This is a genomic window from Vibrio sp. 1457, assembly GCF_033340195.1.
GTDB classification, from domain to species: Bacteria; Pseudomonadota; Gammaproteobacteria; order Enterobacterales; family Vibrionaceae; genus Vibrio; species Vibrio alginolyticus.
The window spans coordinates 38096-53446 of sequence record NZ_JAWOWA010000007.1 but is presented as its reverse complement, the minus strand read 5'-3'; the positions used below and the strand labels follow the sequence as shown (position 1 = coordinate 53446).

At 45.0% G+C, this 15351-nt stretch carries 12 protein-coding genes; 5 read left to right on the top strand and 7 right to left on the bottom strand.

Annotated features, from left to right (window positions below; translation table 11 throughout):
* Nucleotides 1-11: 11 nt before the first annotated feature.
* Nucleotides 12-1079: an ABC transporter substrate-binding protein gene (locus R7Z41_RS09385; protein ID WP_318136353.1), complete on the bottom strand. Its 1068-nt coding sequence runs from the start codon at nucleotides 1077-1079 to the stop codon at nucleotides 12-14.
* Between the two features lie 210 nt (nucleotides 1080-1289).
* On the opposite strand from R7Z41_RS09385, the gene R7Z41_RS09380 reads away from it, so the two are divergent.
* Nucleotides 1290-2018 carry a UTRA domain-containing protein gene (locus R7Z41_RS09380; protein WP_005387087.1) on the top strand — a complete coding sequence of 243 codons (729 nt, stop codon included), beginning with the start codon at nucleotides 1290-1292 and terminating at the stop codon, nucleotides 2016-2018.
* 62 nt (nucleotides 2019-2080) lie between these two features.
* On the opposite strand, the gene R7Z41_RS09375 is transcribed toward R7Z41_RS09380, so the two are convergent.
* Nucleotides 2081-3667: a BCCT family transporter gene (locus tag R7Z41_RS09375; protein ID WP_005373846.1), complete on the bottom strand. Its 1587-nt coding sequence runs from the start codon at nucleotides 3665-3667 to the stop codon at nucleotides 2081-2083.
* A gap of 303 nt (nucleotides 3668-3970) precedes the next feature.
* Between R7Z41_RS09375 and R7Z41_RS09370 the strand changes: the two genes are divergently transcribed.
* Nucleotides 3971-6379 (top strand): beta-mannosidase, encoded by a 2409-nt coding sequence (locus R7Z41_RS09370; RefSeq protein ID WP_225477507.1) that lies wholly within the window; start codon nucleotides 3971-3973, stop codon nucleotides 6377-6379.
* A gap of 101 nt (nucleotides 6380-6480) precedes the next feature.
* Here the strand turns inward: R7Z41_RS09370 and R7Z41_RS09365 are convergent, their stop codons facing one another.
* Nucleotides 6481-6735 (bottom strand): hypothetical protein, encoded by a 255-nt coding sequence (locus tag R7Z41_RS09365; RefSeq protein ID WP_206970384.1) that lies wholly within the window; start codon nucleotides 6733-6735, stop codon nucleotides 6481-6483.
* A 167-nt stretch (nucleotides 6736-6902) separates the two neighbouring features.
* Between R7Z41_RS09365 and R7Z41_RS09360 the strand changes: the two genes are divergently transcribed.
* A complete protein-coding gene (locus tag R7Z41_RS09360) occupies nucleotides 6903-7262 on the top strand; it encodes a DUF6559 family protein (protein WP_054577718.1) in 360 nt (119 codons plus the stop codon).
* A gap of 137 nt (nucleotides 7263-7399) precedes the next feature.
* Nucleotides 7400-8434: a PotD/PotF family extracellular solute-binding protein gene (locus R7Z41_RS09355; protein ID WP_047102765.1), complete on the top strand. Its 1035-nt coding sequence runs from the start codon at nucleotides 7400-7402 to the stop codon at nucleotides 8432-8434.
* Nucleotides 8435-8540: 106 nt separating this feature from the next.
* On the opposite strand, the gene tyrS is transcribed toward R7Z41_RS09355, so the two are convergent.
* The 4 genes from tyrS to ppsA all read right to left on the bottom strand — a co-directional run bounded on the left by tyrS (nucleotide 8541) and on the right by ppsA (nucleotide 14204).
* The gene (gene tyrS / locus R7Z41_RS09350) at nucleotides 8541-9800 is read right to left on the bottom strand and encodes a tyrosine--tRNA ligase (protein ID WP_206970382.1); all 1260 of its coding nucleotides are present in this window, start codon (nucleotides 9798-9800) and stop codon (nucleotides 8541-8543) included.
* Nucleotides 9801-9881: 81 nt separating this feature from the next.
* Nucleotides 9882-10688, bottom strand: coding sequence for a response regulator transcription factor (locus R7Z41_RS09345; RefSeq protein ID WP_206970464.1), 807 nt, complete (start codon nucleotides 10686-10688; stop codon nucleotides 9882-9884).
* Between the two features lie 193 nt (nucleotides 10689-10881).
* Nucleotides 10882-11661: a hypothetical protein gene (locus tag R7Z41_RS09340; RefSeq protein ID WP_005373824.1), complete on the bottom strand. Its 780-nt coding sequence runs from the start codon at nucleotides 11659-11661 to the stop codon at nucleotides 10882-10884.
* A gap of 170 nt (nucleotides 11662-11831) precedes the next feature.
* Nucleotides 11832-14204 (bottom strand): phosphoenolpyruvate synthase, encoded by a 2373-nt coding sequence (ppsA, locus tag R7Z41_RS09335; protein WP_005373822.1) that lies wholly within the window; start codon nucleotides 14202-14204, stop codon nucleotides 11832-11834.
* A gap of 251 nt (nucleotides 14205-14455) precedes the next feature.
* Here ppsA and R7Z41_RS09330 point away from each other — a divergent pair, with 251 nt between their 5' ends.
* The gene (locus tag R7Z41_RS09330) at nucleotides 14456-15292 is read left to right on the top strand and encodes a pyruvate, water dikinase regulatory protein (RefSeq protein ID WP_005373820.1); all 837 of its coding nucleotides are present in this window, start codon (nucleotides 14456-14458) and stop codon (nucleotides 15290-15292) included.
* The last annotated feature ends 59 nt before the right edge of the window (nucleotides 15293-15351 follow it).

Here is a 15351-nt window from a genome sequence, read left to right as displayed (position 1 = left end):
ACGACTTACTCTTATTGCTGGTGGATTAAGACACTTTCTTGCCATTGACGTGGCAGCTTACGTGCGGACTTTTCCCAAGCTGAGAAGTCAGTCACTGGGTGAACATTGCTGTATTGGTCATTAGCAATTAGCTTGTCTTGCACTGCTTGAGGCAGTGTGATGTTGGTGCGGATTGGACGCGCATAACCTTCTGCTAAGTTGATTTGCCCTTGATCGCTGAAGATGTATTCACGAGCAAGCTTTGCTGCATTAGGGTTCTTCGCGTATTTATTGATTATGGTTGTATAACCAGAAATCACAGAGCCATCTTGAGGAATGCTCACTGTAAAGCAGTCGCGGTCAATTTTGTCGCGGTAGTTTAATGCATTGAAGTCCCACATGATCGCCACTTCCACTTCGCCTTTTTCTAGGTTGGCGATGTTCGGATCGGTAAATGAAAGACGACCTTGCTTCGCGAGTTCAGAAAAGAATTTGAGCGCAGGCTTGAGGTTGGATTCGTCCCCACCGTTGGCGAACGCTGCGGCGAGAACCGCGTTGTTTGCCTGTGCTGCTACGCCTACGTCACCTACGGTCACTTTGTAGTCGCCTTTTAATAGGTCATCCCACGTTTTTGGCGCGTCTTTTACGAGGTTATTGTTGGAGATAAAAGAAATAGTGCCAGTGTAAGCAAGTGCCCAATGACCATCTTCGTCTTTTGCCCAATCTGGGATGTCATTCCAAGTTGTTGGTTTATATGGCTGAGTGACGCCTTTTTTAACCGCTACACGTGCGAAGGCAAAGCCTACGTCACCAATGTCTGCGGTCGCGTTTTTCTTCTCAGCTTCGAATTTTGCGATTTCTTGAGCCGAGCTCATATCCGTGTCTTGGTGCTTAAGGTTGTAATTTGACTTTAAATCAGCCCAAGTGTCTTTCCAGTTTGCCCAACTGTCAGGCATACCCACACTGTAAACCGCCCCTTCTTTTTGTGCTGCTGCTACCAAAGATTCAATATCGGCTTCTTTCGCTACTGTTGGCGTAGCGAGCGTTACCGCAATGATTGCCGCTGGTGCGGTAATTGAACGACTTAGCAAAGTTTTCATTGTCTCCATCCTTCTGGACTAGGTCAGTAAGTTCGCTTTGTATGCTATGGATGGAATGTGACGATTTAGCGCAAGTAATTTGACAGTTTTGCTGATTTTATATGGCACTTATATTTCATACGTTCAGTATGTGTTCTGTTGATTAATGTCATATTTTTGTTACGTAAACGCCTTATGTTATTCGTCAAATTATCGTTGGACTAGATCAGAATGAGAGCGACAGGCACCGGACAATTTGGTACCCAATTAGGAAAAATTAGAAGCAGCTTAAAACAGCAGATTCTTTCCGGAATCATGTCGGAAGGACAAAAACTGCCGTCAGAGAGAGAGCTCAGTGAGCTGTTTTCTACAACTCGAATCACTATCAAAGATGCGTTGGTGTCTTTAGAAACTGAAGGTCTTATTTATCGAGAAGAGCGCCGGGGTTGGTATGTATCTCCTGAGCGTATCTGTTACAACCCGTTGTCTCGTTCTCACTTCCATCAGATGATTCGAGAGCAGCATCGTATTGCAGAAACTAAGTTACTCAACGTGCGAAGTGAAATGGCCGCAGGTGAGTATGCCAAATCGTTAGAGGTGGAGCGAATTACCCCAATTTATGTAATTGAACGGTTACGTTTTATTGATGGGCGAGCGGTATTGTTTGTTGAGAACGTGCTCAAAGCGGCACTGTTTGAGGGTATATTGTCTGAGAACCTCACCATGTCCCTGACGGGCATTTATCGTGAGAAGTATGGTTACGAAACAAAGCGCTCTCGTTTTGATGTGATTCCAACGTCAGCACCTGCTCATGTCGCTAAAGCGTTGAACTTGGCTGAAGGACAACCCGTTCTGAAAATTCGGCGGGTAAACTACAAACAAGATGGGCATTTAATGGACTGCGAATTCGAGTATTGGCGTCCAGACGCAGTGATGATTCGCATTGATAGCGTAGGATAAAGCGCAGAATTAAAAAGAGCCCAATGAAGGGCTCTTTTTCGCATATTGGTTAGAGAGGCGGTTTAAACGAGGCCTTGCTCTTTCGCCATTCTGCTTGCAATGCCGGGTGCTTTCCAAATGCTTGGCAGCAAAATGAAAGACACAGGCACGGCGGTAATCACAATGAAAGACTGCAATGCAGAAATACCACCAGAGCCCATTGAGATAAGCGCAATAGCGACAATACCCATAATCAGCCCCCAGAACGAGCGAATCACTGCGTTTGGTTCTGTTGAGCCCGTCATCACTACACTGATTGTGTAAGTCATCGAGTCACCCGTCGTCACGATAAATGTTGTCGTTAAGATCAGGAACAGAACCGAAATGATCATAGGGTAAGGTAATTCACCAGTAATCGCTAGCAGTGCTGCAGGCAAGTTAAAGCCTTCAAACGCAGATGAAATCAAACCAGGGTTATCAAGTTCAAACGCAAGGCCACTGCCACCAACGATACTAAACCAGAAGCAAGTAATCAGCGGTGCCGCGATGCTAATAGACATGATTAATTGGCGAATTGTACGACCACGAGAGATACGAGCAATAAAGATCGCCATCATTGGGCCATAACCGATAAACCAACCCCAGAAGAATACTGTCCACCAGCTTAGCCACCCTGTATCACCACGGTAAAGTGCCATAGGGAAGAAGTTATCCACCATACGGCCAACGCCTTGCACGTAGCCATCAACGATAAAGCTTGTCGGCCCGAAGAACAGGATGTAACCAATTAACAGTACAGACAAAATGATGTTGTAACGACTGACGATTTGAATACCCTTGCTCAAACCGCTCAGTGCGGAAAGGGTATACATCAGGATCGCCGCCATAATAACCATACTTTGCGTTACGAACGTATCTGGCAGGCCAAACAATGAATTTAGCGCGTAGCTAATTTGTAAACCTAAGAAGCCGATAGGACCGATGGTTCCTGCTGCTACTGCAATGATGCTACATGCGTCAGCAACATCACCAATCCAGCCTTTAATGGCTTTATCACCAAACACAGGGTAAAGCAGAGTACGCGGCTTAAGAGGCAGGCCTTTATCGTAATGCAAGTGCATTAAGACAATGGAAGATAGACCACCAAGGATCGCCCAAGCTAAGAAGCCCCAGTGCATAAAAGACTGAGATAGGGCATTGATTGCGGCAGTTTTCGGTGAAGCTTCCCCGTATAGAGGCGGAGCAGTCACAAAGTGGGCGATAGGCTCAGCTGCGGCCCAGAACACACCACCACCTGCAAGTAGAGTACAGAGTACGATTGACAACCACTTAAAGTTATCAATATCAGGTTTCGCTAGACCACCTAGGCGCACATAACCAGTGCGACCAAACGCAAGAGCCAAACCAATTAGGAAATTCAGAAGAAGCAGTACTTGCCAGTAAGCTCCGAAATATTTAGTAGCAAAGCCGAAGCCGGTGTTAACCATTGCGGTTAGAGAGTCGGTATTCGTTAGAGCAAGTAAAACGAATAGAGTGAGGAAGCTACCACTTAACCAAAAGACAGGATTGGTGAGTTCGAGGCGCTTGAGTAAAGATGGGGGATGAATAGCAGAATAGTCAGCATCCTGAATAGGCGCTGTGTGGGAGGCGGCATTCGTCATATTTGACATAATTACTTCGCTTTTTAGGGCTATGAAGCCGTGCATTTCCCCTCACATCGTTTCAACGAAAAGTGTGAGGATGTTCAAAAAGCCGATGATGTTAACATGTCGAAGTTGCAAATATAACCTTAGATTTCGATTAATTTTTAACAGGTTTGCCAAGTTGCTGATTTTTGGGTAGAGATCAAAAGAAAGAGTTTTTACGTGAAATGCACCGCATTTCGTATGTAATTAACATTTCCCTTATTTTTGCATGGGATTGTCAGGATTACATTGAGAAAACATGTTTTTCCCAAGCTAAGGTTTAACTCGATGGCTCACTTCGAACTTAACGGGCAGTGGATGCTTACCTCGCCACAGCGTCCCAATCTTGAAATTCCAATGTTTATTCCGGGCGATAATGTGTCGGCGCTTTTACAAGCAGAGCAGATTCCAGATCCTTATTTTGCCGATAATGAAAACAAAGTTCGATGGATTGAAGAGTGTGAGTGGCATATCTCACGTGAGTTTGACGTCGACGCGTTTACGTTGTCTGCCAAGCAAATTTGGATGACGCTAACTCGTGTCGATACCTTGGCAACCTTCTATGTTAATGGTGAGTTAGCACTAACTTGCAGCAACATGTTTACCCAGCAACGTGTGGATATTAAACCGCATTTAAAGCAAGGTACTAACACGATTCGGGTTGAGTTTGCTCGGGTGGATTTAGAAGGTATCGCAAGAGCAAAAAAACTGCCATTTCCTATCCCATCGGCAATGGGCAACAACCAAATTCCACACATGAACTTGATCCGCAAAACACAATGCCATTCCGGATGGGACTGGGGCATTTGCTTGATGGTATCGGGTATTTACGACCCCATTCAAATCGACATTGTGAATGAGCTTTGGCTCAAAGGCTTCTCGACAGAGCAGCAATGGCAAGCCGATGGGAGTGTGTTTCTTGATGTAGTAGTTGAAGTGGAAACGGACAGTCAACGCCATGAAATGATGGTTGAATTTAATGGTGAGCGTCAATGTATTCAAACAAAAGGAAGTGGTCACTATCATTGCCAGTTCCACATTTTGGAGCCTCAACGCTGGTGGCCATCGGGTTATGGCGAAGCGTATCTCTATCCCATTACCATTTCTTGCAGAGAGCAAAAGTTAACGCACAACATTGGTTTGCGTCAGCTAACTCTAAATAATCAAGCTGATGAGCACGGCTCTGCAATGGAATTTATCGTCAATGGCGTACCGATTAATGCTAAAGGTGCCAACTGGATCCCTATTGACGCAATGCCGGGGCGAGAGTGCGAAACACGTTATCGCAACCTTTTGCAAAGTGCGGTTGACGCCAACATGAACATGATTCGCGTATGGGGCGGTGGTCAGTACGAGAGTGAAATCTTTTATAACCTTTGTGATGAACTTGGCTTGTTGGTGTGGCAAGACATGATGTTCGCCTGCTCGTTGTACCCATCAAACGACGAGTTTTTAAAAGAGGTAGAAGAAGAACTTAGATTCCAAATCCCGAGGCTCAAGGAGCACCCATCAATCGCACTTTGGTGTGGTGACAATGAAGTGATTGGAGCTATTGGTTGGTATGACGAATCTAAGCGCAGTAAAGTCAAATACACGGTTAACTACGATCGCCTCAACCGCATGATTGAGAAGGAGATTACCGAGCAAGATAGCACTCGCCGTTTCTGGCCAAGTTCCCCATGTAATGGTGAACTGGATTTCGGTGATGCGTGGCATGATGATAGTAAAGGCGATATGCACTTTTGGGACGTTTGGCATTCAGGAAAATCATTCAGTGCCTACCTTGACGTGAATCCTCGTTTTTGCTCTGAGTTTGGTTTTCAATCTTGGCCATCTTTTGCTGAAGTTAAGCGGTTTGTCCCTGAGCAAGACTGGAATATTACATCCCCAGCTTTCGAACAACATCAGAAGAACCCTCGTGGTAATAGTATTATCACAGAGATGTTCACGCGCTATTTTCGTTTTCCCTCTGGATTTGAGAGCATGCTGTATTTAAGTCAAGTTCAGCAGGCAATCGCGATCAAAACTGCATGCGATCATTGGCGTGCCATTTCTCCAGTTTGTCGCGGCATGCTGTACTGGCAACTCAACGACAATTGGCCTGTCAGTTCTTGGTCTAGTTTGGAATACAGTGGTCGATGGAAGCAGTTGCACTACCATGCAAAACGCTTTTTTGCGCCGCAGTATTTGGTATTTTCCGAGCATACAGGCGAGTTGAGCCTACATTTGCTCAATGATGCCAAAGAGTCCGCAAGCGTCAACGCATTGCTCAAGTGGGTAGATTGGCAAGGGGAAGAAAAGCAATGTTGGAGCTTAGAACAAACAGTCATAGCAGACAGCAATACGATTTTGTGGCAATTGGATGAATCGATCGAGAAGGACGAACTTACGTCAGGCTTCTTCTATGTTGAAGCGCAAATCGGTGAAGACAGAATAAGCAACACATGGTTTAGTACTCATGAGCTAAAAACCTTGCCGATAGCGAAAGCCAATATAGGTGTCTCTATTGAAGGGAGGCGAATTACATTGATTGCGGATAAGCCTGCGTTTTTTGTTCATTTGGAGAGTGACGCTGATGGAAGGTTCAGTGACTCTAGTTTTACTCTGTTGGCCAAGGTTCCAATGACGGTTGAGTATTTAGGTGATGATGTTTCAGGTATGCAGCAGTCGTTGAGGGTATGCCACCTTAATGATTAAAGCGGGCATAGAACATCTATATGCTGATAACTAAAAAGGGAGCGTTTGCTCCCTTTTTAGTTACCAAGTATCCGTTATTAAGCTCAGGTTGAGACAGAAGTTTATTTAAGCTTCTGATGGACCCGATAGCTAACGACAAAGCCAATGTAGAATAGTGCAGCAAGAGTAATCACTGCCGTCGCGTACGCCAGCAGGCTGTTTAACCCTAAACCAAAAGCCAAAGTGAAGGCGATACCATGAATGGCTTCCGCAGGGATTCGGTACCAAGCAGCGTGGAAGGAAGATCCGAAGAGGATAAAGGTACTAAGTAAGACAATCGTGCCGCCTATAAAGCCGACCCATCTGCTGTTGTTCATGTTGCAGTCTCAGGGGTTACCGAGGTAACGTAACAAAATATTTCAGGATCGTATTATACAACCGATCATCGCGAAAAGCGCTAGAGAAATTTCGCGGATAAAACAGAGTGTTTTAATTCGAACAAAAGAATACGACCATAGCCAACTTAATACAGGAATAACAAAACATGTTGAGATTTATACAACGTCGCCGCATTAAGAAAGTGATTAAACTAATGAGTACCAGATTGGTGGTGGGATACGGCAGTCGTGAGTACTTTTCGGTTGGTCAGGTAAAGACGAGCACCAGCGAGTTAAGCGCGTGCCAACAAAAAATTGCGTTGGCATTATATGCGGATCCGCAACATCTTGATTTGGAAAACCAACCAGAGTTGCAAGCAATACGCTCAGACGTGGCGCATGATTTCTTTTCTGGTGCCGACTATACCGCTCAAGATGTGCTTAATTTACTCGGCTCTGGTGGCTGGAAAGGCGGCCGAATGGAAGATGGAATGTCTCATCATTTTGGTATGCACAGTCGCTATTAAAAACATGCGTTAATTTTATAAATTCGATAAATATTTTTGCTGTTAAAGATTAATTAAATTTTCTTTCAATTGGGTAACAATTACCTAATTATGCACCCGAATCCCAGCGCGTCGCTGGACTGGTTGGATTGCATACCATGAAATTAATCATCAAAGGATTGGGGCTGAGTGCTCTTGTGCTCAGCATGTTTGCTCATGCAGATAGCAAAACGTTGAACGTTTATGCATGGGGTGGCTATTTGCCGGAAGCATCGTTAAAAGCGTTTGAAAAACAAGAAGGCGTTACGATTAATTATTCGACCTTTGAGAATAATGAATCAATGTACACCAAGCTAAAATTGCTAAAAGGTTCTGGTTACGATGTGGTTTTTGCTTCTGCGTACTTCATTGAAAAAATGGGTCGAGAAGGACTGCTTTCGAAAATAGATCACGCTCAAGTGCCAAACATGCAAGACACAATGGACGGCTTACTTGGCCAAGCGCACGATCCGAAAAATGATTACTCGCTGCCTTATATTTGGGGCATTACAGGGATCAGCTACAACGAATCCATGGTTGAGCAACCAGTGACAAAATGGGCTGACTTATGGGAGTCTCAATACGAACAACAAGTTATGTTGATTGATGACGTCCGCGACGTGTTCGGTATGGCGCTGAAGAAAAATGGCCATAGCGTGAACACAAAAGACGAAGCTGAAATCGAGCAGGCTTTTGATTCTCTAGTCGCGCTGAAAAACAACGTATTACTGTACAACTCAGATGCGCCGCAAGTCCCTTACGTGTCCGGTGAAACATCGGTCGGCATGCAATGGAACGGCAACGCATTCCAAGGACAGGTTGAAATGCCTGAGCTGAAGTTCGTGATGCCGGAAGAGGGCGCGGTATTATGGATGGACAACTTCACTATTCCGTCTGGCAGTAAAAACAAAGCATTGGCGCATAAATTTATTAACTTTATGTACCAATCAGAGAACCAAGCGGAAATCGTGACCAGTTTGGGTTATGCGTCGGCAACGAACGCTGGGCGTGACAAATTGCCAGAAGAGTTGAAAAATAACCGTACTATTTTCCCTTCATCAGAAGACATGAAAAAAGGCGAGTTTATTAATGATGTTGGCGCAGAAACGTTAGCGATTTACGAAAAGTACTGGCAACGTTTAAGAACGCAATAAGCAACGTCTTTGCCTATTGTTAGGCTTAAAATCGTTCAAATTTGGATTCCCCTCATCACGAAAGTGGTGAGGGGAATTTTTTATAGGCTTTGTACTGCGAGTGTTGCTACGCGGCACGCTTTACGAGGCAGAAGTGCTTTTTACCGCGTTGCAGTAACCAATATTGATCAAACAGTGGGAAGCTTAAACTCGGGTTATCAGCCCCCACTTTTTCACCGTTTACACTGATGGCGTTGTTGCTGATGTGTTCGCGTGCAACACGCTTCGAACTTGCTAAGCCCGACTCAATCAACAGCTCAACCAAATCTTGTTGTGTGCTCTGAATGCTTGGTAAACCATCCAACTCCAACTGTTTTAATTCACCCAAACTCAGTTGTTGCACATTACCGCTGAATAAAGCTTGAGTGATGCGCTCGGCGCTAGCTAGGCCTTCTTCGCCATGAACAAATCGCGTCATTTCCTCAGCGAGGATACGTTGTGCTTGTGGCTTACCTTGGCTTGCTTGGTCTTGCGCTTCAATGCTGGCAATTTCTTCGCAGCTCAAGAACGTGTAGTAACGCAGGAAGTGGTAAACGTCGGCGTCTTCTGCGCCAAGCCAGAACTGGTAGAACGCGTAAGGAGAGGTCTTGCTAGGATCTAGCCATACTGCACCGCCTTCGGTTTTGCCAAATTTGGTACCATCGGATTTGGTGATCAGCGGCAGAGTTAAGCCAAATACTTGCTCACCATTTTGACGGCGAGTTAAATCGATCCCGCTGACGATGTTTCCCCATTGGTCATTGCCACCGATTTGCAAACGGCAACCGTATCGACGGTTTAGCTCGGCAAAATCGTACGATTGCAGTAGGGCGTAGCTAAATTCGGTGAAGGAGATACCTTGGTCAGGTCGTTGCAGGCGTTGTTTTACCGATTCTCGGTTGACCATAGTATTGATCGAGAAGTGCTTACCCACATCGCGGAAGAAGTCGATCACATTGATCACTTTCATCCAGTCAGCGTTGTTCACCATGATCATCGGCTTGGTCAGTTGGTGGTTCATCAACTGCTGAATTTGATTAGAAAGATCGTTAACCCAGCCTGAGACGATTTCCTCTGAGTTCAGACTGCGCTCAGTCGCTTTAAAGCTTGGGTCGCCAATCATGCCCGTTGCACCGCCAATCAAGGCAACAGCTTGGTGTCCGGCATCTTGAAAGCGCTTAAGCATAATCAAAGGCACGAGGTGGCCGATATGCAAGCTGCCAGCTGTAGGATCGAAGCCGCAGTAAACGGTTTGTGGCTGTGAGAGAAGTGTCTGAATTTCTTCCAAATCGCTGGCTTGTGCAATCAAGCCACGATCTTGTAAATCTTGCAGTAATGGTGTCGTCATTCTTTTTGTCTGTCTTAGTGGTTGTTACATTTAGACTAAAACGCGACACCTTTTCTCGATATATCCCTTAAGGGACAGTTTTTATCTTGAATGGAGAATGAGGTGATTGAGGAAAAGCTGGAATAACTCACTCAATGAAGACACATTTAATTGCGAGTAAATTCGCTTTCGATGATTTTTGACCGTGCCTTGAACTAAGTGTAACCGCGCGGCAATTTCTTTGGTGTCAAACCCTTGAGCGAGAAGCGAAGCCACCTCTTGTTCGCGACGGGTGAGTGATTCTACGCCAAACGTTGCTAAAGCTTGCTCAATGGCTAATCGCATACTGCCAGAATAAGCACTCTGTGCAAAAGCAGGCTCAGAAAAGGTAAATTCCGTTTGTTTCCAATGCTGCTGACAAAGCGACTGAATTATCGGGAAATAGGGCTTTAGCTTATTGATTTGTTGCTGAGAAAAGTATTTTCCATCAGTCATATATCCGAAGTACAGCATGACCCAACGGCCAGATTCAACTTCGACTAGCATGCTAAGCTCGTCTTTCCACCCTGTTTGATGATAGAACTGCTCGCAGTATGAGGTGAAGTCAACGCCTTTACGCGCCACGTCTTTGAGCGTAAATACGCCTTGTTGCTTTGTCTCGTTTAGTTTGAGAAAAAAAGGGTCATTTTGAAATGAGTCAGTAAGGTAGCGTTGAAAAAGTAACTCTCGCTCGTTCTCAATTGAGTCGTAGAGATAAATAGGATGTTTACCTTCTCGGTAACCTAAAATAACTGCGCAATCAAAATGAAAAAGAGTGCGAATGACACGCATAAGTTTAGGAGTAAAGTTAGGCGTGTTAAGAGCAGAAATTGCTTCTGCTAGCAGATTATTAAAGTTATTGTCAGGCATGGGATACCGAATTGCAGGTGGTTTTGCGCAAGCATAACCAAAAGCAATCCAACGAGAAAGGGAAGTCGCCATCTTCTGGTGACTTCCATAGAGAAAGTTGCGTAAGTGCTCAGTTTTGAGGAATCATATCCACGTTAACTTATTGATAAGGGTGCATAACAACGGTTTTATTTAAGCGATTAGTTGCTATGCATTACTGCGAGTTAGTGAGCTCTTCGTTAACCCAATATTTAGAACCAGACACGTTAGCATCGATGAGTAAACCTTTAGCGTTCAACTGATAGACGGCGACGCCGCTGTTAAATTGTTTTGAAAGTTGCTCTGAATCTTCGCCCGCAACAGCAGAGGCTTCACTTGTGGCCTCCCATCCTTCGTTGACGAACGTATCAAAATCTTCTTTGCTCTCAAACAGAACCACTTGTTGGTAAAATTTGCCGCCAGCCCCAAGTGCAACGCCCAAACCAAACATATTCATATAAGTGCGTTCTTCTGTTTCCTTATTCACTGCGACTCCTGACCCTGAGTTGGTGTGAAACAGCAAAGATAATTTACGAGAATCAAAGACCGCGTAGCCGTACGCGTTGTCGTAAATAGCTTTTGCCTCCGGCTTTTCATTAAATAACTTGAGCAAAGCGCTATCTGCCATTAAGTCCACGGCTTGGCGAGCTTCTTCTGGCGTATCGCCTTCCATCAGCTCATCAATTTTTTTGTCGGCAGCATCTATCCATTCTTTGCTCTTCTCGATGCTGGCTTCTGTCCATTCGCCTGCGGTATTGATCGCTTCCTCGGACCAATTCGTGAAATCTTGCCACGCTTGTTTTGAAAACGCTTTGGTGTCGTCCCAAGCATCTTGTGCAGTATCAGAAACTGCGTCGCCAAGCTCAGACATTTTATTGGAAATTTCATCCCAATCGGCATAAGCAGGGGATGCCAGGAGCATCAATGTAGTAAGGAGTGCGATAGGCTTTTTCATCAAATTCTCTCTGGAGTTATCGATATACCATTCATTTTAGGTCATCAGACTTTGATAATGAAATTGACTAAATGACGAACTTGAGAGAGGAATCACGAACTGATTGTGAAATGACGTGTGAATAACAAAGCCCTCACAAGTGGAGTGTGAGGGCTAGAGTTTATCGTGTGTTACTTGCTGCTAACTTTACCGAGTTTTAACCAAGTATCGATAACCGTATCTGGGTTTAGTGATACAGAGCTAATACCTTGATCCATTAGCCATTCCGCTAAGTCGTCGTGGTCTGATGGGCCTTGACCACAAATACCAACGTATTTGCCTGCTTTTGTTGCCGCATCAATCGCCATCTGAAGCATCACCTTAACCGCTGGGTTGCGCTCATCAAATAGATGTGCGACATCGCCAGAGTCACGGTCAAGACCAAGCGTTAGCTGAGTCATGTCGTTTGAGCCAATCGAGAAGCCATCAAAGTACTTTAAGAACTCATCGGCAAGGACCGCGTTGGATGGCAGTTCGCACATCATGATGACTTTAAGACCCTGATCGCCACGGCGCAGATCAAACTTCGCTAGCAAATCAATCACTGATGCTGCTTCGCTTGGTGTACGAACAAATGGGATCATGATTTCAACGTTTTTCAGACCCATTTCGTTACGAACGCGTTTGATTGCTTGAGTTTCTAGCTCGAAGCAGTCTTCAAACACTGGAGAAATGTAACGAGACGCGCCACGGAAGCCAAGCATTGGGTTTTCTTCATGCGGTTCGTATGCTTTACCGCCAACCAAGTTGCTGTATTCGTTAGACTTAAAGTCAGACATACGAACAATAACGCGTTTCGGCCAAAATGCCGCAGCAATGGTTGCGATACCTTCTGTCAGTTTGCTTACGTAGAAATCGATAGGATCTTTGTAACCACGAATACGCTGAGTGATTTCTGCTTTTAGCTCATCGCTTTGTGCATCAAAGTTAAGTAATGCTTTCGGGTGGATACCAATCATCTTATTGATGATGAATTCAAGACGAGCAAGACCAACACCTTCATTTGGAATTTGTGCGAAGTCAAACGCACGATCAGGGTTACCCACGTTCATCATCACTTTTGTTGGTAGCAGTGGCAGTTCATCAACAGAAGAGCGTTTTACATCAAATTCAAGTTCACCTTGGTAAACGTAGCCCGTTTCACCTTCAGAACAAGATACGGTCACGGTTGCACCATCGGTTAACTTGCTTGTCGCATCGCCACAGCCAACGATTGCAGGAATACCAAGCTCACGAGCGATGATGGCTGCGTGGCAAGTACGGCCACCACGGTTGGTTACGATTGCAGATGCTTTTTTCATCACTGGTTCCCAATCTGGGTCAGTCATGTCTGTAACTAGCACGTCACCTTCTTGGACTAAAGACATTTGGTCCAGAGAGTCAACCAAGCGAACCACGCCTTTACCGATGCGCTGACCGATTGCACGACCTTCAACTAAAACATCCGCTTTGTTTTGTAGCTCGTAGCGCTCAATCACGTTTTGTTCCGTTTGTGAACATACGGTTTCAGGACGCGCTTGAACAATGTACAGCTTGCCATCAATGCCATCTTTTGCCCATTCAATGTCCATTGGACGCTGATAGTGCTTTTCGATGATCATTGCTTGTTTTGCGAGCTCTTTGATCTCGTCGTCGTTCAATGAGAACGTGTTGCGCTCTTCATCAGAAGTATCAACGATATCAACTTGTTTGCCGATTTCTTGGTTATCTGAGTAGATCATTTTGATCAACTTAGAACCAAATGTTTTCTTAACGATTGGGTGTTCGCCTGCTTCAAGCATTGGCTTGTGAACGTAGAACTCGTCAGGGTTTACTGCACCTTGAACGACCATCTCGCCTAGACCCCATGAAGAGGTGATGAAGACAACTTGGTCGAAACCCGATTCAGTGTCTAGTGTAAACATAACACCCGACGAGGCTTTATCTGAACGCACCATACGTTGGATACCCGCAGATAGCGAGATGCCACGGTGGTCGAACCCTTGGTGAACGCGGTAAGAAATCGCACGGTCGTTAAATAGAGAAGCGTAAACGTGCTTAGTTGCTTCTAGTACTGCGTCGATGCCTTTCACGTTCAAAAACGTTTCTTGCTGACCAGCAAAAGAAGCATCAGGTAGGTCTTCTGCCGTAGCAGATGAACGAACTGCGACTGAAAGCTCAGGATTGCCTTCGATCAGTTCTTGGTAATTTTCACGAATTTCTTGTTCAAGGTCCGCAGGGAAAGGGGCCTCTAATACCCATTGACGAATGTTTGCACCTGTCTTACGCAGAGCTTCTACATCTTCAACGTCTAGTTCATCGAGTAATTGGTGAATACGCTCATCCAAACCTTCGTGGTCAAGGAATTGGTTAAACGCGTATGAGGTTGTCGCAAAACCATTTGGTACAGAAACGCCTGCGTTTGCTAGGTTAGATACCATTTCGCCAAGTGAAGCATTCTTACCGCCGACTTTGTCGACATCATCCATGGATAGGCCATTGAACCAGAGGGTGTTCTTTTGCATGTCTTTCTCCAGAAACATTGCAGCTTAGTAGGGGGACTTAAATCGATCTAAACAATCGCATGTTGGCTGTTATTACACGTTGACCATACATTGCTTCATTCAGATTGATATCAAAGGCAAACGATTACGTTCTGGCTGAAAAAAATTCAAAAGAATTTTTAAAGCTGTGGTGAACCTAACTGAAAGCCAAACTGATTTATTAATATTATGTGTACCATCCTACTCAAAAGATTTTGAAAAATTAAACAGAAATGCAAATAAATAACCAAAGTCGTGATGTGTTCTATGTTTCTGACGGTACGGCGATAACATGTGAGACATTAGGGCATGTTGTTCTCGGTCAATTTCCGTTCATTCCTAACGAAAAAACCTTTCCGTTTGTAGAAAGCCAGGACAAAGCTACTGACGTAGTCAAAGAAATTGAAACTTCCTACCAGCGCAATGGCGTCAAACCTCTGGTCTTTTTCTCAATTGTCGTTCCAGAAGTACGTGAAATGCTGCTTGAAGCGCCGGCATACAGTTACGATGTGTTGGAGAGTATTGTGCAGAAAGTGCAAGACGACATTCAGATGGCACCAAAGCCTAAGTTGCAGCGTTCTCGCAGTGTGGGGAAAGATTCCGATACCTATTTTGACCGTATTGCGGCTATTGAATACACATTGGCGCATGATGATGGCATCACGCTAAAAGGGTTGGAACAAGCCGATATTATCCTGCTGGGAGTATCGCGCAGCGGAAAAACGCCGACTAGCTTGTACATGGCGATGCAATTTGGTTTACGTGTTGTGAACTATCCGTTCATTGCGGAAGATGTGAAGATGATGCGTTTGTTGCCTGAGTTTGAGATCCATCGTCATAAGTTGTTTGGGCTGACTATCGATCCCGAGCGCTTGACTGAAATCCGTGAAAATCGTTTGTCTGGAAGTGATTACGCTAGCACAGAGCAGTGCAAGCTGGAGCTAGACACTGTTGAGGCGTTGTTTAGAAGAGAGGCGATCCCATATATCAATACGTCCTCTCTGTCTGTTGAGGAAATTACTACGCGTATTCTGGAAAAAGCAGGAATGAAGCGTCGCTTGTTTGGCTAACAAGAGACGCTCATGTCGCTATGTGTAAGAGGAGGTAAGGTGTGTACCTCCTCTATCGA